At 59.3% G+C, this 26975-nt stretch carries 18 protein-coding genes and 1 pseudogene; 10 read left to right on the top strand and 9 right to left on the bottom strand.

Annotated elements, in window-relative coordinates; all coding sequences use genetic code 11:
* The first annotated feature begins 176 nt into the window (after nucleotides 1–176).
* Nucleotides 177–461, top strand: coding sequence for a DUF4440 domain-containing protein (locus VQ575_RS27150; RefSeq protein WP_411829925.1), 285 nt, complete (start codon nucleotides 177–179; stop codon nucleotides 459–461).
* Here the strand turns inward: VQ575_RS27150 and VQ575_RS04060 are convergent.
* Nucleotides 394–1977: a peptide chain release factor 3 gene (locus VQ575_RS04060; protein ID WP_045156908.1), complete on the bottom strand. Its 1584-nt coding sequence runs from the start codon at nucleotides 1975–1977 to the stop codon at nucleotides 394–396. The genes VQ575_RS27150 and VQ575_RS04060 overlap by 68 nt on opposite strands.
* A 330-nt stretch (nucleotides 1978–2307) precedes the next feature.
* On the opposite strand from VQ575_RS04060, the gene VQ575_RS04055 reads away from it, so the two are divergent.
* From VQ575_RS04055 to VQ575_RS04040, 4 genes are read left to right on the top strand one after another with little or no spacing between them, the layout of a single operon-like run.
* Entirely contained in the window at nucleotides 2308–3024 is a 717-nt protein-coding gene (locus VQ575_RS04055; RefSeq protein WP_039592285.1) for an ABC transporter permease, read from the top strand.
* Nucleotides 3025–3049: 25 nt separating this feature from the next.
* Nucleotides 3050–3952, top strand: a complete 903-nt coding sequence (locus VQ575_RS04050) for a glycine betaine ABC transporter substrate-binding protein (protein WP_198726264.1) — start codon at nucleotides 3050–3052, stop codon at nucleotides 3950–3952.
* 15 nt (nucleotides 3953–3967) lie between these two features.
* The gene (locus tag VQ575_RS04045; RefSeq protein WP_030139812.1) at nucleotides 3968–4621 is read left to right on the top strand and encodes an ABC transporter permease; all 654 of its coding nucleotides are present in this window, start codon (nucleotides 3968–3970) and stop codon (nucleotides 4619–4621) included.
* Nucleotides 4618–5775: an osmoprotectant ABC transporter ATP-binding protein OsmV gene (locus VQ575_RS04040; RefSeq protein WP_039592288.1), complete on the top strand. Its 1158-nt coding sequence runs from the start codon at nucleotides 4618–4620 to the stop codon at nucleotides 5773–5775. The genes VQ575_RS04045 and VQ575_RS04040 overlap by 4 nt, the downstream gene beginning before the upstream one ends.
* A gap of 3 nt (nucleotides 5776–5778) precedes the next feature.
* Here the strand turns inward: VQ575_RS04040 and VQ575_RS04035 are convergent, their stop codons facing one another.
* Both VQ575_RS04035 and VQ575_RS04030 read right to left on the bottom strand, forming a co-directional pair.
* Nucleotides 5779–7353, bottom strand: a complete 1575-nt coding sequence (locus tag VQ575_RS04035; RefSeq protein ID WP_325919132.1) for a hypothetical protein — start codon at nucleotides 7351–7353, stop codon at nucleotides 5779–5781.
* Nucleotides 7354–7399: 46 nt separating this feature from the next.
* Nucleotides 7400–8818 carry a DUF2599 domain-containing protein gene (locus VQ575_RS04030; protein ID WP_230633485.1) on the bottom strand — a complete coding sequence of 473 codons (1419 nt, stop codon included), beginning with the start codon at nucleotides 8816–8818 and terminating at the stop codon, nucleotides 7400–7402.
* Between the two features lie 797 nt (nucleotides 8819–9615).
* Here VQ575_RS04030 and VQ575_RS04025 point away from each other — a divergent pair.
* Both VQ575_RS04025 and VQ575_RS04020 read left to right on the top strand, forming a co-directional pair.
* Nucleotides 9616–9750 (top strand): annotated as a pseudogene (locus VQ575_RS04025) (glycine/betaine ABC transporter ATP-binding protein); the annotation flags it as partial.
* A gap of 419 nt (nucleotides 9751–10169) precedes the next feature.
* Entirely contained in the window at nucleotides 10170–11333 is a 1164-nt protein-coding gene (locus VQ575_RS04020; protein ID WP_039592292.1) for a type III PLP-dependent enzyme, read from the top strand.
* Between the two features lie 43 nt (nucleotides 11334–11376).
* Here VQ575_RS04020 and VQ575_RS04015 read toward each other — a convergent pair whose 3' ends face one another.
* Nucleotides 11377–12255: a hypothetical protein gene (locus VQ575_RS04015; RefSeq protein ID WP_325919130.1), complete on the bottom strand. Its 879-nt coding sequence runs from the start codon at nucleotides 12253–12255 to the stop codon at nucleotides 11377–11379.
* A gap of 87 nt (nucleotides 12256–12342) precedes the next feature.
* The gene (locus VQ575_RS04010) at nucleotides 12343–14571 is read right to left on the bottom strand and encodes an alpha-xenorhabdolysin family binary toxin subunit A (protein ID WP_325919127.1); all 2229 of its coding nucleotides are present in this window, start codon (nucleotides 14569–14571) and stop codon (nucleotides 12343–12345) included.
* A gap of 529 nt (nucleotides 14572–15100) precedes the next feature.
* Between VQ575_RS04010 and VQ575_RS04005 the strand changes: the two genes are divergently transcribed.
* Nucleotides 15101–17626, top strand: coding sequence for a sulfite reductase flavoprotein subunit alpha (locus tag VQ575_RS04005; protein WP_325919867.1), 2526 nt, complete (start codon nucleotides 15101–15103; stop codon nucleotides 17624–17626).
* Between the two features lie 37 nt (nucleotides 17627–17663).
* Here the strand turns inward: VQ575_RS04005 and VQ575_RS04000 are convergent, their stop codons facing one another.
* The 4 genes from VQ575_RS04000 to ptsP all read right to left on the bottom strand — a co-directional run bounded on the left by VQ575_RS04000 (nucleotide 17664) and on the right by ptsP (nucleotide 24893).
* Nucleotides 17664–19205, bottom strand: a complete 1542-nt coding sequence (locus tag VQ575_RS04000) for an alkaline phosphatase D family protein (RefSeq protein WP_325919125.1) — start codon at nucleotides 19203–19205, stop codon at nucleotides 17664–17666.
* Between the two features lie 123 nt (nucleotides 19206–19328).
* On the bottom strand, nucleotides 19329–21074 hold the full coding sequence (locus tag VQ575_RS03995; RefSeq protein WP_039592296.1) for a PTS fructose-like transporter subunit IIB: 1746 nt from the start codon (nucleotides 21072–21074) through the stop codon (nucleotides 19329–19331).
* A gap of 13 nt (nucleotides 21075–21087) precedes the next feature.
* A complete protein-coding gene (gene pfkB / locus VQ575_RS03990; RefSeq protein WP_325919123.1) occupies nucleotides 21088–22029 on the bottom strand; it encodes a 1-phosphofructokinase in 942 nt (313 codons plus the stop codon).
* Entirely contained in the window at nucleotides 22029–24893 is a 2865-nt protein-coding gene (gene ptsP, locus VQ575_RS03985) for a phosphoenolpyruvate--protein phosphotransferase (RefSeq protein WP_039592299.1), read from the bottom strand. The genes pfkB and ptsP overlap by 1 nt, the downstream gene beginning before the upstream one ends.
* Nucleotides 24894–25182: 289 nt before the next feature.
* On the opposite strand from ptsP, the gene cra reads away from it, so the two are divergent.
* Both cra and VQ575_RS03975 read left to right on the top strand, forming a co-directional pair.
* The gene (gene cra / locus VQ575_RS03980) at nucleotides 25183–26178 is read left to right on the top strand and encodes a catabolite repressor/activator (RefSeq protein WP_039592300.1); all 996 of its coding nucleotides are present in this window, start codon (nucleotides 25183–25185) and stop codon (nucleotides 26176–26178) included.
* Nucleotides 26179–26194: 16 nt separating this feature from the next.
* Complete coding sequence (locus tag VQ575_RS03975) at nucleotides 26195–26971, top strand: TatD family hydrolase (protein WP_325919120.1); 777 nt, start codon at nucleotides 26195–26197, stop codon at nucleotides 26969–26971.
* The last annotated feature ends 4 nt before the right edge of the window (nucleotides 26972–26975 follow it).

Here is a 26975-nt window from a genome sequence, read left to right as displayed (position 1 = left end):
GACGATACATCCATCATCCAGGCAAGCTGACCACCGGTTTCGCGAGCAAGCTTTGCTCCCACAGCTACCTCACAAAGTTTTTTAACGGGAGCTCGCATCCGCCAAAGGCCTCGCCTGCGCTATGGTAGGCCGAAATTCTTCAAAGGCTCCCCGACATAACTCTGTCGCAAACCCCGATGCAACTGGAACATAGCCTTTTATGCGAAGACACACGGCGTGACGCAGCGGCAATCTCTCGCCTGATCGTCGAGGATTTCATCGAATTTGGCGCCAGCGGTAGCATCTGGACCAAGGCTCAGGTGGTCGAGCAATTACCCCAACAATCCTTCACTCAACGCGCTATAAAAAACCCCGCAACTTTCGCAGCGGGGTTTTCGGTTTCACGCTTGTTGCTTAATGATGCTCCCGCGTCGCGCGGAATTTCACGTCCGGCCAGCGCTCTTCCATCAGCGCCAGGTTGACACGTGTTGGCGCCAGGTAGGTCAAATGCCCACCGCCATCCAGCGCGAGGTTTTCCACGGCCTTATTGGAAAATTCCTCGAGCTTTTTCTTGTCACCGCATTCGACCCAACGCGCCGAGTACACGGTGATCGGCTCGTAGGAGCACTCGACCTTGTATTCCTCTTTCAGGCGGCTGGCGACCACATCGAACTGCAGCACACCGACCGCGCCGAGGATGATGTCGTTGCTTCGCTCCGGGAAGAACACCTGGGTGGCGCCCTCTTCGGCCAGTTGCTGCAAACCTTGGCGCAGTTGCTTGGACTTGAGCGGGTCCTTCAGGCGTACGCGGCGGAACAGTTCCGGGGCGAAGTGCGGGATGCCGGTGAAGCCAAGGGCCTCGCCTTCGGTGAAGGTGTCGCCGATCTGGATGGTGCCATGGTTGTGCAGGCCAATGATGTCGCCGGCGAAGGCTTCTTCCAGTTGCTCGCGTTCCGAGGAGAAGAAGGTCAAGGCGTCGCCGATGCGCACGTCCTTTCCGGTGCGCACGTGGCGCATCTTCATGCCTTTTTCGTATTTGCCGGAGCAGATGCGCATGAATGCGATGCGGTCGCGGTGCTTGGGGTCCATGTTCGCCTGGATCTTGAACACAAAGCCTGTGAACTTTTCTTCCACCGGCTCCACGGTGCGCTCGTTGGCGACACGCGGCAGCGGGCGCGGGGCCCAGTCGACCACGGCGTCGAGCACATGGTCGACACCGAAGTTGCCCAGGGCGGTACCGAAGAACACCGGGGTCAGTTGGCCGTCGATGAATTCCTGCTGGTTGAACTCATGGCAGGCGCCCTGCACCAGTTCCAGTTGCTCGATAAAACGCTCGTATTCGTCGCCCAGGTGCGCGCGGGCTTCGTCGGAATCGAGCTTCTCGATGATCTTGGTTTCGGTGCGTTCATGCCCGTGACCGGGGGTGTAGACGATGATGTAGTCGTCGGCCAAGTGGTACACGCCCTTGAAGTCGCGGTAGCAACCGATCGGCCAGGTGATCGGCGCGGCCTTGATCTTCAGCACCGCTTCGATTTCGTCGAGCAGTTCGATCGGGTCGCGGATGTCGCGGTCGAGTTTGTTGATGAAGCTGACGATAGGCGTGTCCCGCAGACGGCAGACATCCATCAACGCGATGGTCCGTGGCTCGACGCCCTTACCGCCGTCGAGGACCATCAGTGCCGAGTCCACAGCGGTCAGGGTGCGGTAGGTGTCTTCGGAAAAGTCTTCGTGGCCCGGGGTGTCGAGCAGGTTGATCATGTGATCGCGATACGGGAACTGCATGACCGACGTGGTAATGGAGATACCCCGCTGCTTTTCCATCTCCATCCAGTCGGAGGTGGCATGGCGGTCGGACTTGCGGGATTTCACCGTGCCGGCCACCGCAATCGCCTTGCCCATCAGCAAGAGCTTTTCGGTGATGGTGGTCTTACCGGCATCGGGGTGGGAAATAATGGCGAAAGTGCGGCGTTTCGCGACTTCGGCGGCCTGTTTGGTCATGGGAAATCGCCTGGCAGGTGATTCAAAAAAGGGCGGCGATTATAGCTCAACTTGTGCCAGGAACCGAACCATTGGGCACATTCGGGGTGGCCAAATGCCCCCCTACGTGGGAACCTTTCGCCCCGTGAAGACGTCCACCACCCTGACACGGCTATTCGTCAGGGTCTGCAAAATCAGCAAGTTAGCCTGACGAGGCTGCGCTCATGGCTCAATTTACAGGCCTTTTTACCGGCACTGAACAGAGCTGCTTCTCGCGAACGTTTTCCCGGCGACCTGACGGTTTGCCGTACGGGCAAGCGTGCGCCGACTGAAAGACAAAGGAGTCCGCCTGTGGCTATCCGCTATGGCAAAGGGCTTATCGGGGGGGCGGTCGTCGTCGCCCTCCTGGCCCTGTTGGTCCACTGGATCGGCATCGATACGATCCAACGCTACCACGACGATCTGCTGTTCTACCTGCAAGCGCACCTGATGCTTGTCCTGGCCTCCATGCTGGCGGCCCTGATTGTCGGCATTCCCGCCGGCATCGCCCTCAGCCGCCCCGGCATGGTCGGGCGCGCCGAACGCTTCATGCAAGTGTTCAACATCGGCAACACCGTGCCACCCCTGGCCGTGCTGGCCATCGCTCTGGGTTTCCTGGGCATCGGCAGCGGTCCCGCCATCTTCGCCCTGTTCCTCGCCTCTCTATTGCCCATTGTGCGCAACACCTATGAAGGCCTGAAAAACGTCCAGGGTTCCCTCAAGGAAGCCGCCGTCGGCATCGGCATGACCCCGCGCCAAGTATTGTGGAAAGTCGAGTTGCCCAACGCCGTGCCGATTATCGTCGGCGGCGTGCGCGTGGCCCTGGCGATCAACGTCGGCACCGCGCCCCTGGCGTTCCTGATCGGCGCCAACAGCCTCGGCAGCCTGATCTTTCCTGGCATCGCCTTGAACAACCAGCCGCAATTGCTGCTCGGCGCAGCCTGCACCGCCCTGCTGGCGTTGCTGCTCGACGGCCTGGTGACACTGGCCAGCCGCCTCTGGCTGGAACGCGGTCTGCGACCGTCCTGAGCCTGGCTGGATAAAGGAATCGTTTATGAAGAAGTTGAGCTTGATACTGGGCTGCGTCCTGCTGTTCGCAGGATTTGCCCAGGCCGCTGAAAAACCGCTGATTCGCCTCGGCGCCCGAGTGTTTACCGAGCAGACGCTGCTGGCAGAAATCACCGCCCAATACCTGCGCGGCAAAGGCTACGACGCGCAGATCACCGGTGGACTTGGAAGCAACCTGGCCCGGAGCGCCCAGGAGAGCGGACAACTGGACCTGCTCTGGGAATACACCGGCGTGTCGTTGGTGGCCTACAACCATGTCACCGAGAAACTCGACAGCGCCCAGTCGTACGCCCGGGTGAAAGAACTCGACGCGAAAAAAGGCCTGGCCTGGCTCGCGCCATCGAAATTCAGCAACACCTACGCCTTGGCCCTGCCGGAGAAAGTCGCGAAGAAGTTCCCGCAGATCAACTCCATCAGCCAGTTGAACACGGTGTTGCAGGCCGAGGCCGACGAAAATCACCTGGTGGCGCTGGACACCGAGTTCGCCAACCGTTCCGACGGTTTGGCGGGCATGGTCGAGCGGTACGGCATGAACCTGACCCGCAAGAATATCCGCCAGATGGATGCGGGCCTGGTCTATACCGCGCTGCGCAACAGCCAGGTGTTCGCCGGCTTGGTCTATACCACCGACGGGCGCCTGAATGCCTTCAAACTGAAGCTGCTGGAAGACGACAAGCATTACTTCCCTGATTACACCGCCGCGCCAGTGGTACGCCAGGCGTTCCTCGACGCCCACCCGCAACTGGCGGCGCAGCTCAAGCCCCTCGCCGAACTGTTCGACGATGAAACCATGCGCCAGCTCAATGCCCGCGTGGACGTCGATCACCAAAGCCCTTCCGCCGTTGCCGCCGATTTCCTGCGCCAGCATTCGCTGCTCTCAACCCAATGACCTGGAGGAAAAGCCATGGATTTTCTTGACGCCTTTTCCCATCTGGACTGGCCGCTGGTGCTGCACCTGACCTGGCAGCACATCACCCTGGTGGGCATCGCCGTTACCCTGGCGATTGTCATCGGCGTGCCGCTGGGCATTTTCATGACCCGCTTCCCGGCGCTCGCCGGCCCGCTGCAGGCCAGCGCCACGGTGCTGCTGACGATTCCGTCGATCGCCCTGTTCGGCCTGCTGTTGCCGTTCTATTCCAAGTTCGGCCAAGGCCTGGGGCCGATGCCGGCGATCACTGCGGTGTTTCTCTATTCGCTGTTGCCGATCATGCGCAACACCTACCTGGCCCTGACCGGCGTCGAGCCGGGCATCCGTGAAGCCGCCCGCGGCATCGGCATGACCTTCGGCCAGCGCCTGCGCATGGTCGAACTGCCCATCGCCGTGCCGGTGATCCTGGCCGGCGTACGCACCGCCGTGGTCATGAACATCGGCGTCATGACCATCGCCGCCACTATCGGCGCCGGTGGCCTGGGCGTGCTCATCCTCGCTTCCATCAGCCGCAGCGACATGTCGATGCTGATCGTCGGCGCCGTGCTGGTCAGCCTCCTGGCCATCTTCGCCGACCTGCTTCTGCAATGGCTGCAACGCTCGCTGACTCCTAAAGGGCTCCTCAAATGATCGAACTTCAAAACCTCAGCAAAACCTTCAAGAGCAACGGCAAGGATGTCAAAGCCGTGGACTCGGTGAACCTGACCGTCAACGAAGGCGAGATCTGCGTGTTCCTAGGGCCGTCGGGCTGTGGCAAAAGCACCACGCTGAAGATGATCAACCGACTGATCCCGCCGACCTCGGGCAAGGTCTTGATCAATGGCGAAGACACCACCGGCCTCGATGAAGTGACCCTGCGCCGCAACATCGGCTACGTGATCCAGCAGATCGGCCTGTTCCCGAACATGACCATCGAGGAAAACATCACCGTCGTCCCGCGCCTGCTGGGTTGGGACAAGCAGAAATGCCACGACCGCGCCCGCGAATTGATGAGCATGATCAAGCTCGAACCCAAGCAATACCTGCACCGCTACCCGCGTGAATTGTCGGGTGGCCAGCAGCAACGGATCGGCGTGATCCGCGCCCTGGCGGCCGATGCGCCGCTGTTGCTGATGGACGAACCCTTTGGCGCGGTCGATCCGATCAACCGCGAGATGATCCAGAACGAGTTCTTCGAGATGCAACGGGCGCTGAACAAGACCGTGATCATGGTCAGCCACGACATCGACGAGGCCATCAAGCTGGGGGACAAAATCGCGATCTTCCGCGCCGGCAAGCTGGTGCAATGTGATCACCCGGACACGCTGCTGGCGCATCCGGCCGACGAGTTTGTCAGCAACTTCGTCGGCCAGGACAGCACGCTTAAGCGTCTGCTGCTGGTCAAGGCCGAAGACGCGGCGGACAACGCTCCGTCGGTCAGCCCTGAGACGCCGGTAAACGAGGCGCTGGAACTGATGGACGAACATGACCGGCGCTACGTGGTGGTCACCTGTGCCGAGAACAAAGCCCTGGGCTACGTGCGCCGCCGTGACTTGTACCGTCAGGCCGGAACCTGCGGGCAATTTCTGCGGGAATTCAACGCCACCGCCGCCTACGACGAACACCTGCGGATCTTGCTGTCGCGCATGTACGAGTTCAATCGCTCGTGGCTGCCGGTGCTGGATGCCGAGCGGGTGTTTCTTGGCGAAGTGACTCAGGAATCGATTGCCGAGTACTTGAGCTCCGGCAAGTCCCGTGGGGGCAAGACCAGTATTGTTTCGCCGGCCGAGGCCGCGTCGGCCTGACGCCTATAGCTGGACCCGGAGCACCTGGGAAAACAACCACTGCGGGCTGAGCTTGGTGAACACCGAATAGTTGATCTCTACCGTTCTACCCTTGTTTTTCGAAACCCAGATCGGGTCAAGAACAAAAAGGTTGGGTCTACTGGCTGTCACCAACTGGTGGGTCGTATCAAGAACGCTATCTCCCACGGCTCGTACGCGTAAGGTCGAGCCGGACGGAGCTGGAGCGTTGACCGTGACAGTCCCCGACGAGTAACTGGGTGCGGGAAGAAAAAGAGCCTGGGGATCAATAGTCAAAAAACGCGCTTCAGACTCCATGGTTTCACCGGTGTCGCTTTTTTTAATGGTGTAGCTCACCGGTACGGTAAGCCCGATGCTGTCGACTACCTCGGTGCGGGGAATCTGCACCTGCTTGTTCGCCGGAAGTTCGCCATAGAGGACCGGCGGGCTGCTGTATGGCACGCGGCCTCCCCAACGAATGCTCAAGGTATCAGCGGCCGCAATTCCATCCGTGGGTAATTGCACGATGAGATATTCATCTCGGTAGATATCGCTGGTGTTAAGACGGTCGCCGGATACGGAGCTGTAAGCCTTGGGAACGGTGGGCGCAACCAAAGCCGGTGTCGGGACAACCGCAGGGATTGCCTGGTCCGCACTCACATATTGGAAACTGAAGTGGCTCTGTGGGTTGGGGGGCAATGTGACACGAACGATGGGGACAAAAAGGCCATTGGTGCGCTCATGATATTTTTTTTGGTCGATTTTGGACGCCGCCAGATCGTTTGAGCCGGATATCCAGAAAAACGCCTGGATAGGCAGCGGTATGGGATTCTTTTCCGGCCAGGTTTCGATTCGAAGTTCGTTGTGATTTTTGAAGTTAAAACTGGCGCCGCCAACCTCAAGCTCAACAAGTTTTCTGACTTGCAGCCCCGCGTTGAAGTTGGCCACCGCTTGCTCATCCAACGCATCGTTGAGCATCCATGCGCAACTGGCGGGATTTCCGTAACTCACCCTTCGAAAATGGGCCAGCCAGGCCTTGGCCGTGAAAATATTCTGTTCATTGCAGGGTTTACTCAAGGGATAGACGAACTGAGTAATGCTGTCACGGCAGCCGCGAGCGCCTGGTTTGCTGCGATAGATCGTTGCGCCGTCGTAGGGGAAATAACAGATAATCGACGGCCTTATTTTTCCCTGCGGAGCCTGGAGGGTAGGATAAAAAATATAGCCATGCCTGGCTTCGTTGTTGCCCCAAGGCGCAGCACCAAACTTGGAGTCGGCCCTCAGGTAAGAAAACGAAACTGCGCCGGTTTTCCTGGAAAATTCACTATGGTCCCAAGGATCAAAGGTCCCTGCATTGGTCGTGCGTGCCACGACACCTGAGCATAAAAAAGCGGGGGCCGTGGGGGAGCCGCAGTTAACTGCCATGTCGTAGTAGTTACGGGTCAAGGCAGCCGCCGTTGCCTCTCCTGATTGGATGGCCTCATCCACCACCAGCGCTTCGCCAAAAGACAGTGGAGAGAGACAAAAGCTCGCCAGCAGTATCAGCATCCTTGTTGATTCTTTACGAATAAAACTTGTCATGTTCTCTCCTCGTTCCTAGACAGGCCAACAGGCTGATCTCACCCTTTCAATGAGGATTGCACCGGTTATTGCCCGGCAACTTCATAATCACGTCATGGGCAACGTAGGGACGCGCGGGCTCAAGGCTCCACATCGATTTATTCTCGGCGATATCGGGGGAATCAAGATGACAGGCCAGCTGCCGACGCATGCTGCTGCCCATGTTGTCGAAACTCCAGTCCTTGCGATTCGGGTCAAGGGCAGCAGCCTTGATCGCCAACTCGGCCAAAACGACGTTGGTTTTCCCTACGCCGGCTTTTCTACCGCACGCCGTAGGCGTGATCTTGAGTGATGAAATTTTTCCAAGGACGGGTTCTACATAATTGTTATCCCACTCGATTTTTTCTATGTAGTTGTCGCAGGAACGACTATCCACGGGGGGCTGAACGTGCTGGTCGACGGGAACGTAAAGAAATTTCGCGTCTTCAGCGATCGAATTCGGAAATTGTATTTTGACGATGGGTCTCCAAGTATTACCTTGCTCCACCCAACGGCGCTGATCATCTCGAGCGAGATCACGCGCGGTATACGTTGTCGTAGTTCTGTCAATATAATCCACACCACTTTCATAAATAAATGCGGCAATGGGAAGTTCTAGATACGTGGCCTTCGCTGAGTCGCCATCACTGGCGACGGACGCATCAAACTTCACCCGTTCCTGGCTGCTCCAGTCTCTTTTCCAATATTTATTATCCGGCCAGGTTTCAATACGCAGCTCAGACTGGGTATTTATCGCATCGCCCTTCTCATCAGAATCGGTGGCAAGAATTTTTCGTGCTTCGACAAAGGTGTTGAATGCATCGGCCTTGTTATAGGTGCCGAAGTAATCTTTCGTGGTATCGAAACCGCATTGAAATCTGTGCGCCTTGGTCGCTTCAGGATCCCGGGTTTGCCGGTCATAATGCTCCATCCACGCCTTGGCATTGCTGATGCTCAGTTTCTGGCAATAGTCCTCGACGACGCCCAGTGTATTCGCGTTCTCCTGATAGTCACCGCAGCCGTTATTGGTTCGGTAAGCCGTCCAGGAGTCAATAGGAAAGGCGCACAGCACTTTAATCTTAAATTGCTTCTTTTCATCGATAAAATCGTTTGGCATCAAGGCAAAACCGTTGAACCTAAGCATGCCTAGCCCGTTGAACTCTACATCTTTTCTTAAATATGAAACCGACGTGCCACCCGCCGCAATGCCCTCCCCACCTGCTTCAACGCTATGTGAAAACGGACTACTATCCCACGGTAAAAAGGCCCGCTTACTATCAATTCCTCGAAGTATCAAACCAGAGCAATCAGATGCCAACCTGCCGCTTCCACAGTCTCGTGCCGTCAATCGATACCAGTATTCCATCAATTTGGCGGTATCGGTGCCTGGGTCTGCCTGTAACACGCTGGAAGCTGATACAACTCCCAAAAACAAAGAAGTATTCATTACCTGTATGATCCGACGCTTGCACATGATCGCTCCTAGCGCTCTTCACGCTAAACTCCGCCAGCATTAAAAATCCGTTCAGAAAGACTGCGCACCTGAGCACAATCTAAATACCCGTTCCATTTAGACTTAGAAAAAACCGGCCTTCAGTGTTCGATAATTACTTCGACGCGCCTACTGTCAGAACTTACAGTTCACAGGCCTTACCTAAACGTTTTCCTCATAACCAACCGTTAATTTATCAATAAACGGACTCAGGGAAGCGTCAAGGCACCATCGTCGATAACCCGTTGACTCATGCGCCCAGTTAGACCAAGACGAAGATGGCAAACGCGCCCCTGAGATGAGCAACCCCAGAAAGGTGACCAGTATTATTTCGGCGCCAAGCTCACATCAACGCCGACGACGAGTCAGGCCCGGCGCATAGCATTGTGGTCATAGCGGCCAAGAAATATTTGGTACGGAGAGAATCACGATGACAACCTTACGCAATTCAATCTAAGTGAAGGCAAGCTTGTCATTGAGAATGGCGAGAATGTATGCAAATACACCGGCGCCCCCAAAAAAATCAGTCAAGATGGCGATACGGAGGAGCGGGTGCTGAAGCTTAAGCTAAAAAAATGAAGTGCCATTACATTCAAACATCCCTATGTCTTATCGGAGCGAGCTACCGAGACAAAGATGAAAAAAGCGACATCGCTCCAAAACCCACATCGATGACGACGAATCAGGCCTGATGCACAGCGTGGCGGCTACAGCGGATAATGTCGCATCGCTGTCCGGCGCACGCTTACAACATGCCGGTGCTGGATGCCGAACGGGTGTTCCTCGGCGAAGTGACCCAGCAATCGATTGCCGGGTACCTGAGCTCCGGACGTTCGCGCGGGGGCAAGACCAGTATTGTTTCGCCGGCCGAGACTGCCTCAGTCTGACCAAGCACGACTGCTTTTGTGGCGAGGGGATAAATCCCTCGCCACAAAGGCAAAAGCCATATTGAGCAAGCTCGAAAACCGATCCGAGGGAACATCAACCTGTCACACCGGTCGGTTACATCATGGGCTGTCGCGCACCGCACGACGGAGACGTGCAAAAACGCGACATTTTTAGTTGATCTCAGGCCCCTCACGCCCTAAAGTTCGCGCCGAACGTCCATGCTGGAAACGATCCATCCGGCTCAAGTACTGACGACGAGACAGCAAGGCCAAGGGAATCAAGCGTCCCATGGCCTTTTTGCTTTCGGCGACATGCCTTGGGAAGTAGGCGAACCAAAGTGGGGATACGGAGGACGTTCGCGGGGGCGGCTTGCCCTCAAACCCATTGATCCTGATGTTTGCCAGTAGGAGTCCCAAGTATGTCGATCCAGGTCGAAGATTATTTCGCGCGCGAAACTTTCCAGAAAATGAAAGCGTTCGCCGACAAGCAGGAAACCCCGTTCGTGGTAATCGACACCGCGATGATCGCCCAGGCCTACGACGACCTGCGCGCCGGTTTCGAATTCGCCAAGGTCTACTACGCCGTCAAGGCCAACCCGGCGGTGGAAATCATCGACCTGCTCAAGGAAAAAGGTTCGAACTTCGACATCGCCTCGATCTACGAGCTGGACAAGGTCATGAGCCGTGGCGTCGGCCCGGAGCAGATCAGCTACGGCAACACCATCAAGAAATCCAAGGACATCCGCTACTTCTACGACAAGGGCGTGCGCCTGTACGCCACCGACTCCGAGGCCGACCTGCGCAACATCGCCAAGGCCGCGCCGGGCTCGAAGGTCTATGTGCGGATCCTCACCGAAGGCTCGACCACCGCTGACTGGCCGTTGTCGCGCAAATTCGGCTGCCAGACCGACATGGCGATGGACCTGCTGATCCTGGCCCGCGACCTGGGTCTGGTGCCGTACGGCATCTCGTTCCATGTTGGCTCGCAACAGCGCGACATCAGCGTCTGGGACGCGGCCATCGCCAAGGTCAAGGTGATCTTCGAGCGTTTGAAGGAAGAAGACGGCATCGTCTTGAAGCTGATCAATATGGGTGGCGGCTTCCCGGCCAACTACATCACTCGCACCAACAGCCTGGAAACCTACGCCGAGGAGATCATCCGATTCCTGAAGGAAGACTTCGGCGACGACCTGCCGGAAATCATCCTGGAGCCGGGCCGTTCGTTGATCGCCAACGCCGGTATCCTGGTCAGCGAGGTGGTACTGGTGGCGCGCAAGTCACGTACTGCCGTCGAGCGTTGGGTGTACACGGACGTGGGCAAATTCTCCGGCCTGATCGAAACCATGGACGAAGCCATCAAGTTCCCGATCTGGACCGAGAAGAAAGGCGAAGTGGAAGAAGTCGTCATCGCCGGCCCGACCTGCGACAGCGCCGACATCATGTATGAGAATTACAAGTACGGTTTGCCGCTGAACCTGGCTATCGGTGATCGCCTGTACTGGCTGTCGACCGGTGCGTACACCACCAGTTATAGCGCGGTGGAGTTCAATGGCTTTCCGCCGTTGAAGTCGTATTACGTTTAACGCCACTTATCGATAAAAGGTCCATGGAAACATGGACCTTTTTTTATGTGCGCAGCCACCTATCGAAATCATCCAGCAAGATCATGCCCTCTTCGAACGTCCTGTTGGCTGTGTTCAACCTTATGTTCAGCTCACCCAGGCTCTGGGCATAGCTTGCTCGCTGGAGTTCCAGCACCACATTGTCCACGCCTTGGTATAGCGTTTGGGCTACCAGCCCCAAGTGGGAATTCAAGTTGCTGAAAGCATTGAACAGGGAGCCGATGTCAGCCTTGTATTCCGCAGCCCTGCCCGAGGCATCCTTGGAGAGATAGTCCAGATCCCAACGCGGTGTAATGCTGGCCTCTTGGAACAATGCCTGCACCACCGTCGGTTGATCGTGACACTGGCAGGATCGATGATCCATGGCCCTCCTGAATACCGCGTTCACACCGAACGACTCCTGGTTGACCTCGGACAGCTTGAAGACCATTTGCCTGATCGCGCTCCTGATCGAGATAGAACGAAGGTAAAACTCGTGAATCAAATCCTCCACGCACTTTGGCGGCGACAGGGTCCAGCGCTCGGAACGGGAAAAACTGAAAAGCCTGTAATCCACCTCAGCCAAGGGCTCGCGTCGCGAGGTCCGCGCCGTAATTTCCAACGCCTCCTGCCTGAACAGTTTTAATTCCTTGTCATGAGCGCTGCTGAGCACCTTGATCTCGTTAACGCGCATCCCCAATGTCAAAAGAGACTGAACACTGAAGTAAGCGTTGTTCAACCTTGAATCCGCAACGAGAGCAGTGGCTTGATGGCCAGCCATACGCCGCCGCTCGAAAACAACCGGTATCTTCTCAAAGACCAAGTGCAAGGTGGAAAGGAAATTTATATAACGGTCCAATACCCGGCGTTGTTCGCTAGTAAAATCATAGCCAAATTTATTCATGATATGCCCTAACGGTGACGGCTCTCGGGCCGTCACCGTTATTCCGTCTGGGGTCAATTCTCGCTGATGTTGACTTGACTCGCTTGATCAGCCGCGAAGGGGGTGCAGGTATTGAATAATGGCGGGAATAACAGCAACCACATTACTGGCACGCACTTCGACGGGCTGCGATTTATCGGGTACAAATGCGCCCACGAACATCCTGTAGGCGTCAACCACTTGGGCAAACTCCTTAAGGTAATTCCAACGGAAACTGTCTAGATTATCCAGATTTTCAATCAACTCCATTTTTCCTTGAATGACTGAAACCTCCAGAGCCCAACCCATGGCTTCCGTTCGCAGTTGACTGGCCCTCGCGCTAAGCCTTTCGTATCCGGCAACCATATTGAGATAGGAAAAGGTTTCGCCAATACCCGCGATCAGTTTTTTCACGGTATCGAGGGCCAACAATGCGACCTGTACCTGAGGAGGGGCCATGCCCATCGCCATCAGGTTGTCCACCGTTAGCTGGGCCTCCTGGCCAATTTTTTCGACGCCACTTTTACCAATCAAGTTGATCGCTTCGGACAGCGACTCCATCTGGGCGAGCAACTCGGCGCGCTTGGCTTTGGCTCTATCTTCTTGCCCCTGCGCAAAGGTTCGGTCCTGCTCCAGTGCGAGTGACCGTTGTTTCGACATGTCCATGTCGTAGTGGGCGCTGAGGTTGATCTTAATCTGCTCCAAGTCGGACGCCTGCTGATCTATCGAACGAAATACGCGTTGAAGGTCAACTTCCATCTCCAGACGCCACTCGTTTTTTTCAACCTCATCGACAATGTCTTCCCACTCCTCCTGATAGCTTTTAAGAGCTGTCATTGTTCGATTGAGGTCATTGATGGTCGTTTGTGCAGTGTTGCGCAGGCCGAAGGTATTACTATTCGTAATCGTTGCCACGCTCGTCATCCTGCTCACCACGTCCGGCATATAATCATACCGTTGGGCAAGCAATTGTACTTGCGTGCGGCAAGTCTGAATATTTGAATTATAATCGCGCAGCGCCGTAACGTTGAGATGTGGATAGTCCGAACCGCCAGACAATGTATACATATATGCCATCCTTGCGTTGATTAAAGTACCTGCGTCAATTTCTCGCTGAGCTTCTTCAAAAATCTTGACCAGGACCTTGGAACTCTCACCTATATTTTGCCTCCACGGCGTAATCACTGCTTTAAGGTGGGCGATAAATCTTCTCAGTGATACTGCATTTTCCACTCTATCAAGGGAAAACAGAGAGTCGCTTATGAATTGGCTGAGTGCATTCCAGACTAACATCAGGTTCTGCGTCGCCACTTCAGCCTCAATCGTGACAGTGGTCAGATTTTGAAGATCGCCTCGCACGCGATTCAAAGAACTGAGCGTTTGATTCTTACTGCCCAATTGTTGAATGGCGCTGTCTTGCAGGCCTTTCAGTTCATTGCGTTTTTTGCGCAGTTTCTCTGCCTGTACGCCTTGGTAGATACCCAGGATCAACCCACCAACATTCAGGGTGGCTGCGGCGCCGATGGCCTCTTTAACCATGTCGCCGTATTGCTTGTTTAACTCATCGATCTCTGTGGCACGCTGGTCAATTTCTTCCTGGAGGACCTGGATATCCCGTCCATAGGTATTCTCACTGACCGATTTCAGTCGCAATTTGATTTCTGGCAGCACTTTTTCTCGTAGATCGGTCCCAAAACTATCCAGCTCCCGCCGTACCTCCTCAGCTTTCGCATGTGAAAGCTTCACCCCCGTCATTATGACGTCAAGAAATGCCTTTATATCCTGAATATCTCTAGGCGGTACCGTCAGATCAGGGAGCTGAGGCAGAATTTCCTTGAGATTCAAAAAAGCTTCGACCGAATTAATATTGTACTTATCTAAATACTGGGAAGCCCTAAGATCATCATAAACCGTAATAATTTCATCACCATAAACGATGATAGTATTAGCAAAACGTTCCAGATCTGTTCCGGTCAGCTGAATTTTTTCACGCAACGGCGACCAACGTCTAGCGTGGTCATATGTAGTACCGAAGGTCCCCACAAAATCCAAGGCTGTCAGCCCGGGGGATCCCTCATCTCCAGCACCGTAATTCAAATAGGCAACCACATCGTTTATTCGAGTAGGCAGCGACAACCCCAGTATTTCGTACTTCCTCAGACTGATAATCTGTTCCTTGGTTAACTGTATCCCCGGCTCCCTATTATATTGTTGATCCTCACCAAGCGACGCCGCTACAAAAACCATGGGGGCTTCCACGGCCGCCTTGACCACCTCATCTTTCAACGTAAATTCCATCAGAGACTTCCTGTCTTTAGAGTTAGAAAAAGAATATGCCGACCCCCCATAAATACTTATCCAGCTATTAGTTGATCGTGCCAAAAGACTCTAGAATATTTTTGCGACGCCCGACAACGGACAAAGTATTAACAAACAAAACAGCTGAGCATACCAAGTAACAATCCAAGCCACTTACACATGACAAATAAAAATTGGGTCATGTGACTTTATCGAGCAACAGAACTTACTGAAGAGTCGAACTTGCAGCCATGCTGCAGCCATCCACCTGAGAAGAGGCGGTGCCGATAGGCATGGCCCATGGCCCGTATCTCAGAATGAGTGGAGTCAAGCACTAACCTCCATTTTCAAGCAGGCAGCTGGCCCGTGGAGAGGAAGCTTGCTGCCGTGCCTCAATGGAGCGCTGCAGGCCAGAAACGCCCCGCTCATGCAAGTGATCGGGGCTTTTTGGCGTGTTTATGAATGCTTCTCGATAACACACGGCATAATGCACGCCGTAACGACAACTTGAATGAACAAGGCGAGCGACGTGTTGAAGAAAACCCTGTTCCAGTTGCACTGGTTTTTCGGCATCACTGCCGGGCTGGTCCTGGCGTTGATGGGCATTACCGGTGCGGTGGTGTCGTTCCAGGACGAGATCCTGCGCGCGTTGAACCCGCAGGTGCTGACGGTTGAAAAGCAACCGGCCGGAGTCCTGCCGCCTGCCGAACTGGTGGAACAGATCGAAGCCGCGTCCGGCAAGACCGTCAATATGCTCTGGGTCGAGACCGACAGCGGCAATGCCGCACGGGTGATTTTCACCGCCCCGCCCGGGGAGAAGCGCGGGCCGATGCGCTACTTCAACCCCTACAACGCGCAATTCATGGGCGATGTGGTGGGCCAGGACTTCTTTGGTTTGATGCTGCGTCTGCACCGCGTCCTGACCCTGGACGACGTGGGCCGGCAGATCACCGGCGCGTGCACGCTGATCCTGGCGTTTTTCTGCCTGTCCGGGCTCTACCTGCGCTGGCCGCGCCAATGGAGAAACTGGCGTGCCTGGCTGACCCTCGACTGGGCGAAAAAAGGCCGTAGTTTCAATTGGGACCTGCACTCCGTCGCTGGTACTTGGTGCCTGGTCTTCTATCTGCTGGCCGCCCTGACCGGGCTGACCTGGTCCTACGAGTGGTACAACAAGGGCGTGACCCGCCTGCTTTCCGATTCACCCAAGGATGAGCGCGTGCGCAACCGCGGCCCCGTACCCGGCGGCCCGGCGCCGATTGCCGACTACCACGCCATGTGGAGCAGTATCTACAGCGCCGCAGGTCCTGGCCTGTCCGCTTATAACGTGCGCATGCCGCCGGTAGCGGGACAACCGGCAACGGTGTTCTACCTGCTGAAAAACGCCCCCCATGACCGGGCGCTGAACCAACTCATCCTCGACCCAGCCACTGGTGTCATCAGCCGTCACAGCCGCTACAGCGATAAGAGCCTCAAGGCGCAATGGTTGACGAGCATTTACGCACTGCATGTCGGCAGTTATTTCGGCCTGGTGGGCCGGATCCTGGTGACCGCCGCCGCGTTGGCCATGCCGCTGTTCTTTATCACCGGGTGGCTGCTGTACCTCGACCGTCGACGCAAGAAACGCCAGGTCCGTCAGGCTCGCCAGGCGCTGGCCGACAACCCTGGTGACGCCCCGGCGTGGCTGATCGGCTTCGCCAGCCAGAGCGGTTTCGCCGAGCAACTGGCCTGGCAGACCGCCGGCCAACTCCAGGCCGCCGGATTGCCGGTGAAGGTCCGGCCACTGGCCGGTGTCAGCGAGCAGGATCTGAACAGCTCGACCCGCGCCTTGTTCGTGGTCAGCACGTTTGGCGATGGCGAAGGCCCCGACAGCGTCCGTGGTTTTGAGCGAAAAGTGCTGGGCCAGCCCCTGAGCCTGGAACGCTTGCAGTATTCGGTGCTGGGCCTGGGCGACCGCCAGTACGAGAACTTCTGCGGCTTCGCCCGTCGCCTGCATGCCTGGCTGGCGGAGCACGGCGGCAAGACGCTGTTCGCGCCAGTGGAAGTGGACAGCGGCGATCCTTACGCCTTGCGCCATTGGCAACAACAACTGGCCGAACTCACCGGCCAGGCCCCTGTGGACGCCTGGCAGGCGCCGAGCTTCGAGCACTGGACATTGAGCCAACGCACCCTGCTCAACCCCGACAGCAGTGGATCTGGCGTATATCTGCTGGGCCTCACCGCTCCGGGGCCGAGCAGTTGGCTGGCCGGCGACCTGGTGCAAATCCTGCCGCGCAATGCCCCGTGGGCGATTGAACACTTCCTCGATGGGCTGGGGATCGCCGGAGTCGCTCGGGTACACGTCGATGGCTTGCAGCAGACAATCGAACAGGCCCTGGCGACGCGCCAGTTGCCGCAAAATCGCGCCCACCTGGTCGGCCTGCACGCCCAGGCACTGGTGCAAGCATTGGCGCCACTGGGGATGCGTGAATACTCCATCGCATCGATTCCCGCCGATGGCGTGCTGGAGCTGATCGTGCGCCAGGAACGTCACGCCGATGGCAGCCTAGGCATCGGCTCCGGCTGGTTGACCGAACATGCACCGCTGGGCAGCCTTATCAGTCTGCGGGTGCGGCGCAACAGCAGCTTCCATTTGCCGCCGCAAGGCGTGCCGATGATCCTGCTGGGCAACGGCACAGGCCTGGCCGGCTTGCGCAGCTTGCTCAAGGCTCGCGTCGCCGAGGGCATGCAGCGCAACTGGCTGCTGTTTGGCGAGCGCAACCGCGAACACGATTTCCATTGCCGCGATGAGCTGCAGGAATGGGTCACCTGCGGCGATCTGGAGCGCCTGGACCTGGCTTTCTCCCGGGATCAGGAAAAGAAAATCTACGTCCAGGACCGCCTGCTGGAATCGGCGGCACTGCTCAAGCAATGGCTGGCTGACGGCGCGGTGATCTATGTCTGCGGGAGCCTGCAAGGGATGGCGTCAGGGGTCGATCACGTGCTCAACCTGGTGCTGGGCCGCGAGGAAGTGGAGAAGTTGATCGAGCAGGGGCGGTATCGGCGGGATGTGTACTGATCCTGACCACAACATCAATCCCGCTCCCACAGGGGGATCAAACCGGTTGTAGCTTCTTCTCGAACACCGCCACGCCTTCCAGGTCCCGCAGCACCACGCTCATTTCCCCGCTCTGCCCGTCGATGTTCACCTCGCCGAAAAACTGGTAGCCGGCAAACGGCGAGGTGTTCTGGGCCGGAGGGGCTTTCTGGAACACCACTTCGGGGCCAAAGGTCTTGTCCAGGGCATTGGGCCCGAAACTTCCGGCATTCAGCGGCCCGGCGACGAACTCCCAGAACGGTTCGAAATCCTGGAACGCAGCGTGTTCGGGATGGTAGTGATGGGCGGCGCAATAGTGCACATCGGCGGTCAGCCAGACGTAGTTGCGCACCTGATGCTTGCGCAGGTAGCCGAGCAGTTCGGCGATTTCCAACTCACGGCCCTGGGCCTCGCCCGGGTCACCGTTGGCAACCGCTTCCCAGCGCGGCACGCCGGGGCTGACTTCGCCATCCGGCACACCCAAGCCGATGGGCATGTCGGCGGCGATGACTTTCCACTGCGCCCGGGACTGCTTCAATTCACGCTTGAGCCAGTTCAACTGCTCGCGCCCGAGGAACGGTTTCGCCGCGCCGAGGTTGGCGTCATTGGCTTCGCGGTAACTGCGCATGTCCAGCACGAACACATCCAGCAGCGGCCCGTAACCGAGCTTGCGGTAGATGCGCCCGCCGCCGTCGGCCTTCTGCCGGCGCATCGGCGCGTATTCCAGCCAGGCCTGTCGCGCACGCCCCACCAAGCTGTGGATATCCTTGGTCTGGTAGCGCTCGTCCAGTTGCTTGCCCGGCGACCAGTTGTTGACGACCTCGTGGTCGTCCCATTGCCAGATCTGCGGCACTTCGGCGTTGAAGCGACGCACGTTTTCATCCATCAGGTTGTAGCGGTAGTTGCCCCGATATTCGTCCAAAGTCTCGGCGACCTTGCTCTTGGCTTCGGTGGTGAGGTTGCGCCAGATACGGCCACCCTCGGTGGTAATCTGCGCCGGCACCGGGCCGTCGGCGTAGATGGTATCGCCGCTGTGGATAAAGAAATCCGGCAGGCGCAGGCGCATGGCTTCGTAGATGCGCATCCCACCGATGTCCGGGTTGATGCCGAAGCCCTGGCCGACGGTATCGCCGCTCCAGACAAAACGGATGTTGCGCTTGAACTGCGGGACGCTGCGCAGATGGCCGAGCCAAGGTTCGCTGGCTACCCCGCTCTGGGCGTCTTCGAAATGCACGCGATAGAAAATCGCCTGGTCGCGGGGCAAACCGGTGAGTTCGACCCGGGCGGTGAAATCGCTGCGGCTGTCGGCCAGCGCCGAGACAAAGCGCCGGGGATTGGAGAACTGACTACGGGTGTCCCATTCCACCACCATCCGCGCCGGGCGGTCGCTGCGACTCCAGATCATCGCCCGGTCGCCCTGCAAGTCGCCGGACTGCACGCCTTCGGTCAGCACTGGCCGGTCCTTGACCGAAGCGATCACCGCCGGAGCCAGCCCGGGCAGCAATAAACCAGCGCCGACGACTTGCATGACACGGCGACGGCCCAGATCGAATTCGCTCATGGTGTTCTCCCTTGAAATGGGAAAACTTAAGCATGGCTGTATGAAGTGGGTGTGACAGGGATTTTATGCCTGCTCCAAAAACCAGCTGTGGGAGCAGGCTCCCACAGGGGAACCGGAGTGGGCTCAGGCCTTGGCCGGCTCCAACGCCATTTCCACCGCTTCCGGCCGCTTGAGCAGCGCATACGCCACGCCCGTCACCAGGCTTCCCGCGACGATCGCCAACAGGTACAGCAGCGCGTGATTGATGGCGTTGGGGATCAGCATCACGAACAGCCCGCCGTGAGGCGCCATGAGTTTGCAGCCGAAGTACATCGACAGCGCCCCGGTCAGCGCGCCGCCGGCGATGCTGGCCGGGATCACCCGCAGCGGGTCCTTGGCGGCGAACGGAATCGCACCTTCGGAGATGAAGCACAGCCCCAGCACCAGCGCTGCTTTACCGGCCTCGCGCTCGGTCTTGGCGAATTTGCGGCGGGCAATGAACGTGGCGATGCCCAGGCCAATCGGCGGCACCATGCCTGCGGCCATGGTCGCGGCCATGGGTGCATAACTTTGCGAAGCGAGCAGTCCCACGGAAAACGCGTAGGCGGCCTTGTTGATCGGCCCACCGAGGTCGACGCACATCATCGCCCCCAGCAGCACGCCCAGCAGCAACGCGTTGGTGGTGCCCATGCTGTCGAGGAAGTGCGTCAAGCCCTCAAGCATGCCCGCCACCGGCTTGCCGACGATGTAGATCATCACCAGGCCAGTGAACAGGCTCGCCAGCAATGGAATGATCAGGATTGGCTTGAGCGCTTCCAGGCTCTGGGGCAAACGTGCGTAGCGGTTGATCGCCTTGGCCGCGTAACCGGCCAGGAAACCGGCGATGATCCCACCGATGAAACCGGCGCCCAGGGTGCTGGCCAGCATCCCGCCGATCATGCCTGGGGCCAGGCCGGGTCGGTCGGCAATGGAATAGGCGATATAGCCCGCCAGCAGCGGCACCATCAGTTTGAACGCGGTGTCGCCGCCAATCTGCATCAGCGCCGCGGCCAGGGTGCCAGGTTCCTTGAAGGCCTCGATGCCGAAGACGAACGACAACGCGATCATCAAGCCACCCGCCACCACCATAGGCAGCATGAAGGAAACACCCGTCAGCAAGTGCTTGTAGACGCCGGTCTTTTCGGCTTTCGCCGGACCGCCGGAGGCGCCGCTCGCCGCGCTTTCCTGTCGGCCTTCAGCCAAGGCTTTTTTCAGCGTGGCTTCGGCCTGCTTCAACGCAATGCCGGTGCCGCAGCGATAGATCTTCTTGCCGGCAAAACGCTCGGTGGCGACTTCGATATCGGTCGCCAGCAGCACCACGTCGGCCTCGGCAATCGCCTCGGGGCTCAAGGGATTGCGCGCGCCCACCGAGCCCTGGGTTTCGATCTTGAGGTCGTAGCCCAAGCGCGCCGCTGCCTGTTGCAAGGCTTCGGCGGCCATGAAGGTGTGGGCGACACCGGTCGGGCATGCGGTGATGGCAACCAGGCGTGGGGCGCGCTCGGTCGATGGCGCAGGCTCTTCGGCGAGCACATCGGCTTCGCCCAGTACCTCGGCCTCCTCGGCGCCACGGCGCAGTACCGCATCAACGTCTTGCAAGGCCAGGGCCGGGGTGCTGCGGAACACCCGCTTGCCGACGAATCGCGACAGATCCACCGGGCCGCTGGCAACCAGCAATACCCATTCGGCCGCTTCCAGTGTCGCCGCCGACAATTGGCGCTCCGGGTGAGCCGCGTCATGGACTTCGACACTGGTGCTCCAACCTTGGCGCTGGGCCGCCGCATCCAGCAGGCGGGCGCACAACACACTGGTGACCATGCCGTTCGGGCAAGCCGTCACAATGGCTAATTTCATCTTGCGAACCCTCTTATTGTTCTGTCAGGGGGCGCACGCGCACGCCCTGTTCAAGCGACGCCAGCAACGCGGTGTCGTGGATACCAAAACCGATCTGCGTGACCGCCATGGCAGCAATGGCCGTCGCGGTGCGCAGGGTTTGCTCCGGCGCGTGGGCACCGAGCAATCCGTGCAGCATGCCGGCCAGCAGCGAATCACCAGCGCCGACGGTGCTGGCAACCGTGACCTTGGGTGGCGAGGCATGCAGCGCTGAACCGACGCTGAACCAATTCACACCGTCGGCCCCATGGGAAATCACTACATGTTCCACGCCTTGGCTATGCAGCTGCCGAGCCGCTTGGGCTTGGGCCAGCTCAGTGACCACATCGCAACCCAGGGCATCGGCCAATTCCTCGGTGTTGGGCTTGATCAGCCATGGCCCTGCCGCCAGGGCGACACGCAGGGCCTCGCCGCTGGTGTCGAGGGCGACGTTCAAGCCGAGCTTTTTCAGCCGGGTAATCAGCGCCTGCAACCATTGCGGACTGACGCCTCGGGGCAAGCTACCGGCGACGACCACCGCGTCATGGCCAGGAGCAATTTGCTCGAGGCGCGCCAGCAACGCCTGCTGCGCGGCTTCATCGACCATCGGGCCGGGGCCGTTGAGGTCGGTGATGCGCCCGTCCTGCTCGGCCAGCTTGATGTTGCTGCGGGTTTCGCCAGGAACACGGATGAAGCCGTCAACAAAGCCACGCTGGGCGAACAATGTCTCGAACACCTGGGCGTTGTCTTCTCCCAGGAAACCGCTGACCGTCAGCGTATGGCCGAGGTCGGCCAACACCTGGGCCACGTTCACACCCTTGCCGGCCGCGTGGGCGTGCATGGCGTCGCTGCGGTTGACCTGGCCCGGTTCCAGGCGCGCCAACTCCACCGTGAGGTCGAGCGCCGGGTTGAGGGTCAGGGTAAGAATCTTCGCCATTACAGCGCCTCCACTAATGCGCGCACGTCATCGGCGCTGCCCACGGCCAATGCCTCTCGGGCCAGGGTTTGTACTTGCGCCAGGCTCAATTCGCGGACCCGCGCCTTGACCTCGGCAATGCTGCGGGCCGAGACACTCAGCTCGTCGACGCCCAGGCCCACCAGCACCGGCACCGCCAGCGGATCGGCCGCCAGCTCGCCACACACACCCACCCATTTGCCATGGGCATGGGCGGCGCGCACGGTGATGTCGATCAGCTGCAACACCGCCGGGTGCAAGCCATCGGCCTGGGCCGACAGGGTCGGGTGACCACGGTCGATCGCCAGGGTGTATTGCGTCAGGTCGTTGGTCCCGACGCTGAAAAAATCGACTTCCCGGGCGAGCACCGGGGCCAGCAGCGCGGCGGACGGCACTTCGATCATGATGCCCAACTGCAAGTCCGCCACAGGGATTTCCCGACGCAGCCGTTCGGTCATGTCCCGGGCCTGGCGCCACTCGTCGACGCTGCCGACCATGGGGAACATGATCCGTAGGGGACGGTTGTCGGCGGAGCGCAACAGGGCACGCAGCTGTGCTTCCATGACCTGCGGACGTTGCAATGTCAGGCGGATACCGCGCACGCCGAGGAAAGGGTTTTCTTCTTTGGCGATCGGCCAGTAAGGCAGCGGTTTGTCACCGCCCACATCGAGGGTGCGCACCACTAGCGGCCGACCGGCCAGGCCCTCGAGCACCTTGCGGTATTCGGCTTCCTGGGTCGCTTCGTCCGGAGCCTCGGTGTGGGCCATGAAGATCAACTCGGTGCGCAGCAGGCCGATGCCTTCGGCGCCCTGCTCCACCGCGCTGGTGACGCCAGCGCTTTCGCCGACGTTGGCGAACACTTCCACGGCATGACCGTCGCGGGTCAGCGCTGGTTGGTGCCGTTGCTCGGCAGCGACCTTGAGGCGCTGTTCGCGGGTATCGCGCTCTTCGGCGGCCCGTTGCAGGGTCGCGGCGTCCGGATCGACATGCAGGCGACCGCGTTGGCCGTCCAGCAGCAAGGAGGTGCCCGGCGCCAACAGCAACACCGCAGCACCCGCGCCCACCAAGGCCGGAATGCCCAAGGCGCGGGCGACGATGGCGCTGTGGGCGGTGGCGCCGCCACGTGCGGTAAGAATCCCCGCCACGCGGGCCGGGTCCAGGCGAGCGACATCGGACGGGCCGACTTCGTCCATCACCAGGATGTACGGTTGATCCGGTTCAGCCGGAGTCTCGATGCCGCACAACTGCGCCAGCACTCGACGACCGACGTCCCGCAGATCCGCGGCACGTTCGGCAAGCAACGCATCCTGCAGGGCTTCCTGCTCTTTCGCGGCGGCCTCGATCACCCCCATCCACGCCGCTTGCGCGCTCTCGCCGAGTTTCAGGCGGGTGTCGACTTCGTCGGTCAGTTCCGGGTCGTCGAGCATCTCCTGGTGGGTGATGAAGATCTCGCGGATGGCCTTGGCCTTCGCCCGCTCGATCAGCCCCTGGATATCCCGACGCACTTGGCCCAGGGCTTTTTGCAGGCGCTCGCGCTCGATCGCCGGGGACTCGCCACGCAGCGGATAATCGATGTCTTGCTGCACCTGGATATGCGCCGGGCCGATGGCGATGCCCGGCGCGGCGGCGACGGCCTGGATCAGGCTGCCGGATTCGGGCGCCAGCAGCACCGTGGCGACTTCGGCAATGGTGGTTTCCCGTGGCGCACTCGGTGGCGGCAGCGGTTCGACTTCTTCGCCAAGGCCTTCTTCGACGGCCGCCAGCAACGCCGGCAACGCATCGGCGGCAATACCCGGTTCGGCAATGAACTCCAGGACCTGACCGCGACGGGCGCCCAGGCTCAGCAGCTTGCTCAGGCTCTTCACCGACACGGCGCTGTCCTGGCCGTCGACGATGCGCACGCGGATCTCGCCTTCGAAGCGCTTGGCCAGTTGTGCGAGGATTTTCGCCGGACGCGCATGCAAACCATGGGCGTTGGCCAGGCCGATACGCGCACTGGGCCAATCGGCAGGCAACTCGCCGCCCAGCACTTCCAGGACCTTGCGGCTGCTGGTGGCGCGACCCAGTTCATGGCCGCGACCTTCGATCAGCAATGCGCAGAGTCTTTCCAACAAGGCTTGGTGCGCTTCCCCGAGACTCGCCAGGCAGAACAGTCCGCTCAAGGGTTGGCCGAGGTAACGAATGGGTTTGTCCGGCGTAACGAAGGCCAGGCCCGGGCGCTTGACGGTCTGTTCGCTGTGCAGCCACCAGAGCCCGTCGCCGAGGGGCAACGCATCGACCTGCTGCAGCACGCCGGCAAAACCGTTGCTCACGCAATCGGCCTGGCGCAGCAACCGAGCGCCGCGCCAAACCAGCTCTTCGAAGTCGTCGGCCGACACGCCGAGGCCGATCATCTGTGCATCCAGCGCCAGTTCCTGCGGCGCGCCTTGCAACAATTTCAACAGGGCTTCGGCGGAACCGGCGCGGCGCAGGGCCTGGCCCAGGTCGGTCTCGCCGAGGGCACGGGTCAGCAGTTGCAGCAAACGCAGGTGTTCGTCGGATTTCGCCGCGATGCCGATCGCCAGGTAAACGATCTGGCCATCGCCCCAATCCACGCCTTCGGGGAATTGCAGCAAGCGCACGCCGGTGGAGTAAACCAGGTCGCGGGTCTGCGGGGTGCCGTGGGGGATGGCGATACCTTGGCCAAGAAAGGTCGAGCCCTGGGCCTCGCGGGCCTGCAAGCCGGCAAGATAGCCCTCGGCTACCAGGCCATCGGCCACCAGTTTGTCAGCGAGCAGTTGCAGCGCGGCGTCTTTATCCACAGCCACCTGGGCCATGGATATCTGCTCTAGAGTGAGCTCGAGCATGCTTTCTCCTTTTTGGCGTCCGGTCGGCGCCAGGTATTGTTTTGAATGAATCAGCTTAGCGTTGCAAAACGGCTTCCGGCGGGATTGCGGCAGCTCCGACCAAAAACCTGAGAGCCTTGAAAATACGCTTGCTGAAACGTTTAATCTAGAAAGATTGGCACGTTACTCGATAATCTCTCATCCTTGAAGTGCAACTTGTCGAAAGCGTCCGTAGGGTGACCATCGATCCGAATCGGGTAGGATGAGTCTTCATTGTCGGGGCACACTCGAAAAAACAAGGAAAACCGGGTTGAAACTCAGTGATATCGCACAGCTTGCCGGTGTGTCCGTGACCACCGCCAGCTACGTCATCAACGGCAAGGCCGAACAGCAACGCATCAGCAACGCGACCGTCGAACGGGTGCGGGCGGTGGTCGAGGAGCATGGCTTCACGCCCAATCCCCAGGCTGCCGGACTGCGCAGCCGACATACCCGCACGCTCGGGTTCATCCTGCCCGACCTGGAGAACCCCAGCTACGCGCGTATCGCCAAGCTGCTGGAACAAGGTGCCCGGGCCCGAGGTTATCAGTTGCTGATCGCCAGTTCCGATGATGCGCCCGACAGCGAGCGCCAACTGCTGCAACTGTTCCGTGCCCGGCGCTGCGATGCGCTGATCGTCGCCAGTTGCCTGCCCGCCGACGATGACAGTTATCGCCAGTTGCAGGCCAAGGGCATCCCGATCATCGCCATCGACCGGGTGATGGAGCCGGCGCATTTCTGCTCGGTGATCAGCGATGACCGCCAGGCCAGCCTGCAACTGACCCGCAGCCTCCTGGAGACGAACCCTCGGCAGATCGCCCTGATCAGCGCCCGCCCCGAACTGAGCATCAGCCAGGAGCGGACCGCGGGTTTCCGCGAAGCGTTGGAAGGCTTCGAAGGTCAGGTTCTGATCGAACATGGCGAATCGTTCAGCCGTGAATGCGGTCGCCAGTTGATGGACGAAATGCTCGCGCGCCTGGGCCATTTGCCCGACGCGCTGATCACCACCTCATACGTGCTGCTGCAAGGGGTGTTCGATGCCCTGCATGATTTTCCGCTCAAGGCGCGTCCACTGCGCCTGGGCACGTTTGGCGACACGCAACTGCTGGATTTCCTGCCGCTGCCAGTCAATGCCATGTCCCAACAGCACCAACTGATCGCCGACAAAGCGTTGGAACTGGCGCTGACGGCCATCGAAAACGATGTCTATCAACCCGGCGTCCAGGCGATTGCGCGGACGTTCAAGCAGCGCATTCACCAAGGCTGAGGTTCGGGGTCCGGTTATGCAGTTGATCGACACCCATACTCACTTGGATTTCCCGGATTTCGACGCGGACCGCTCGGCGCTGCTGGCCAAAAGCCGCGCCTTGGGCGTTCGGGAAATGGTGGTGCTGGGCGTGTATCGCGACAATTGGCAGCGCGTCTGGGACTTAGTCCAAAGCGACCCTCACCTGTACGCCGCGCCGGGCCTGCATCCGGTGTATCTCGATCAGCATCACAACAATGATCTCGCGCAGTTGCGTGAATGGCTGGACCGCCTCGCCGGGCACCGGCAGTTGTGCGCAGTGGGGGAAATCGGCCTGGACTATTACATCGAGTCCCTGGATCGCGACCGGCAGCAAACGCTGTTCGAGGCGCAGCTGGAACTGGCCATGGAGTTCGAGCTGCCGGCGCTGATCCATGTGCGCCGCAGCCATGCCGCCGTGATCGCGACGCTCAAGCGCATCTGCCCGGCGCGGGCCGGCATCATCCACGCCTTCGCGGGAAGCTTCGAAGAGGCCCGCGAATACATCAAGCTCGGTTTCAAGCTCGGCCTTGGCGGCGCGGCTACTTGGCCCCAGGCCCTGCGCATGCACCGGGTGCTGCCGAAACTGCCGTTGGACGCGGTGGTGCTGGAGACCGACTCACCAGACATGGCTCCGGCGATGTTTCCTGGCGAACGCAACAGCCCGGCCCATTTGCCGGCGATCTGCGAAGCGCTGGCGGGGATCATGACGGTGACGCCTGAGCGATTGGCCGAGGCCAGCACGGCAAACGCCCGCCAACTGTTCCAGTGGTGAACTC

The sequence above is a fragment of the Pseudomonas frederiksbergensis genome (genome assembly GCF_035751725.1).
GTDB classification, from domain to species: Bacteria; Pseudomonadota; Gammaproteobacteria; order Pseudomonadales; family Pseudomonadaceae; genus Aquipseudomonas; species Aquipseudomonas frederiksbergensis_A.
Note: the sequence above shows the minus strand (reverse complement) of the source record. Positions and strands in the feature narration are given on the sequence as shown.

Coding starts and splice junctions, on each gene's coding strand:
- VQ575_RS27150 (WP_411829925.1), top strand. CDS start 177: ATGCAACTGGAACATAGCCTTTTATGCGAAGACACACGGCGTGACGCA.
- VQ575_RS04060 (WP_045156908.1), bottom strand. CDS start 1,977: ATGACCAAACAGGCCGCCGAAGTCGCGAAACGCCGCACTTTCGCCATT.
- VQ575_RS04050 (WP_198726264.1), top strand. CDS start 3,050: ATGAAGAAGTTGAGCTTGATACTGGGCTGCGTCCTGCTGTTCGCAGGA.
- VQ575_RS04045 (WP_030139812.1), top strand. CDS start 3,968: ATGGATTTTCTTGACGCCTTTTCCCATCTGGACTGGCCGCTGGTGCTG.
- VQ575_RS04040 (WP_039592288.1), top strand. CDS start 4,618: ATGATCGAACTTCAAAACCTCAGCAAAACCTTCAAGAGCAACGGCAAG.
- VQ575_RS04035 (WP_325919132.1), bottom strand. CDS start 7,353: ATGACAAGTTTTATTCGTAAAGAATCAACAAGGATGCTGATACTGCTG.
- VQ575_RS04030 (WP_230633485.1), bottom strand. CDS start 8,818: ATGAATACTTCTTTGTTTTTGGGAGTTGTATCAGCTTCCAGCGTGTTA.
- VQ575_RS04020 (WP_039592292.1), top strand. CDS start 10,170: ATGTCGATCCAGGTCGAAGATTATTTCGCGCGCGAAACTTTCCAGAAA.
- VQ575_RS04015 (WP_325919130.1), bottom strand. CDS start 12,255: ATGAATAAATTTGGCTATGATTTTACTAGCGAACAACGCCGGGTATTG.
- VQ575_RS04010 (WP_325919127.1), bottom strand. CDS start 14,571: ATGGAATTTACGTTGAAAGATGAGGTGGTCAAGGCGGCCGTGGAAGCC.
- VQ575_RS04000 (WP_325919125.1), bottom strand. CDS start 19,205: ATGAGCGAATTCGATCTGGGCCGTCGCCGTGTCATGCAAGTCGTCGGC.
- VQ575_RS03995 (WP_039592296.1), bottom strand. CDS start 21,074: ATGAAATTAGCCATTGTGACGGCTTGCCCGAACGGCATGGTCACCAGT.
- pfkB (WP_325919123.1), bottom strand. CDS start 22,029: ATGGCGAAGATTCTTACCCTGACCCTCAACCCGGCGCTCGACCTCACG.
- ptsP (WP_039592299.1), bottom strand. CDS start 24,893: ATGCTCGAGCTCACTCTAGAGCAGATATCCATGGCCCAGGTGGCTGTG.
- VQ575_RS03975 (WP_325919120.1), top strand. CDS start 26,195: ATGCAGTTGATCGACACCCATACTCACTTGGATTTCCCGGATTTCGAC.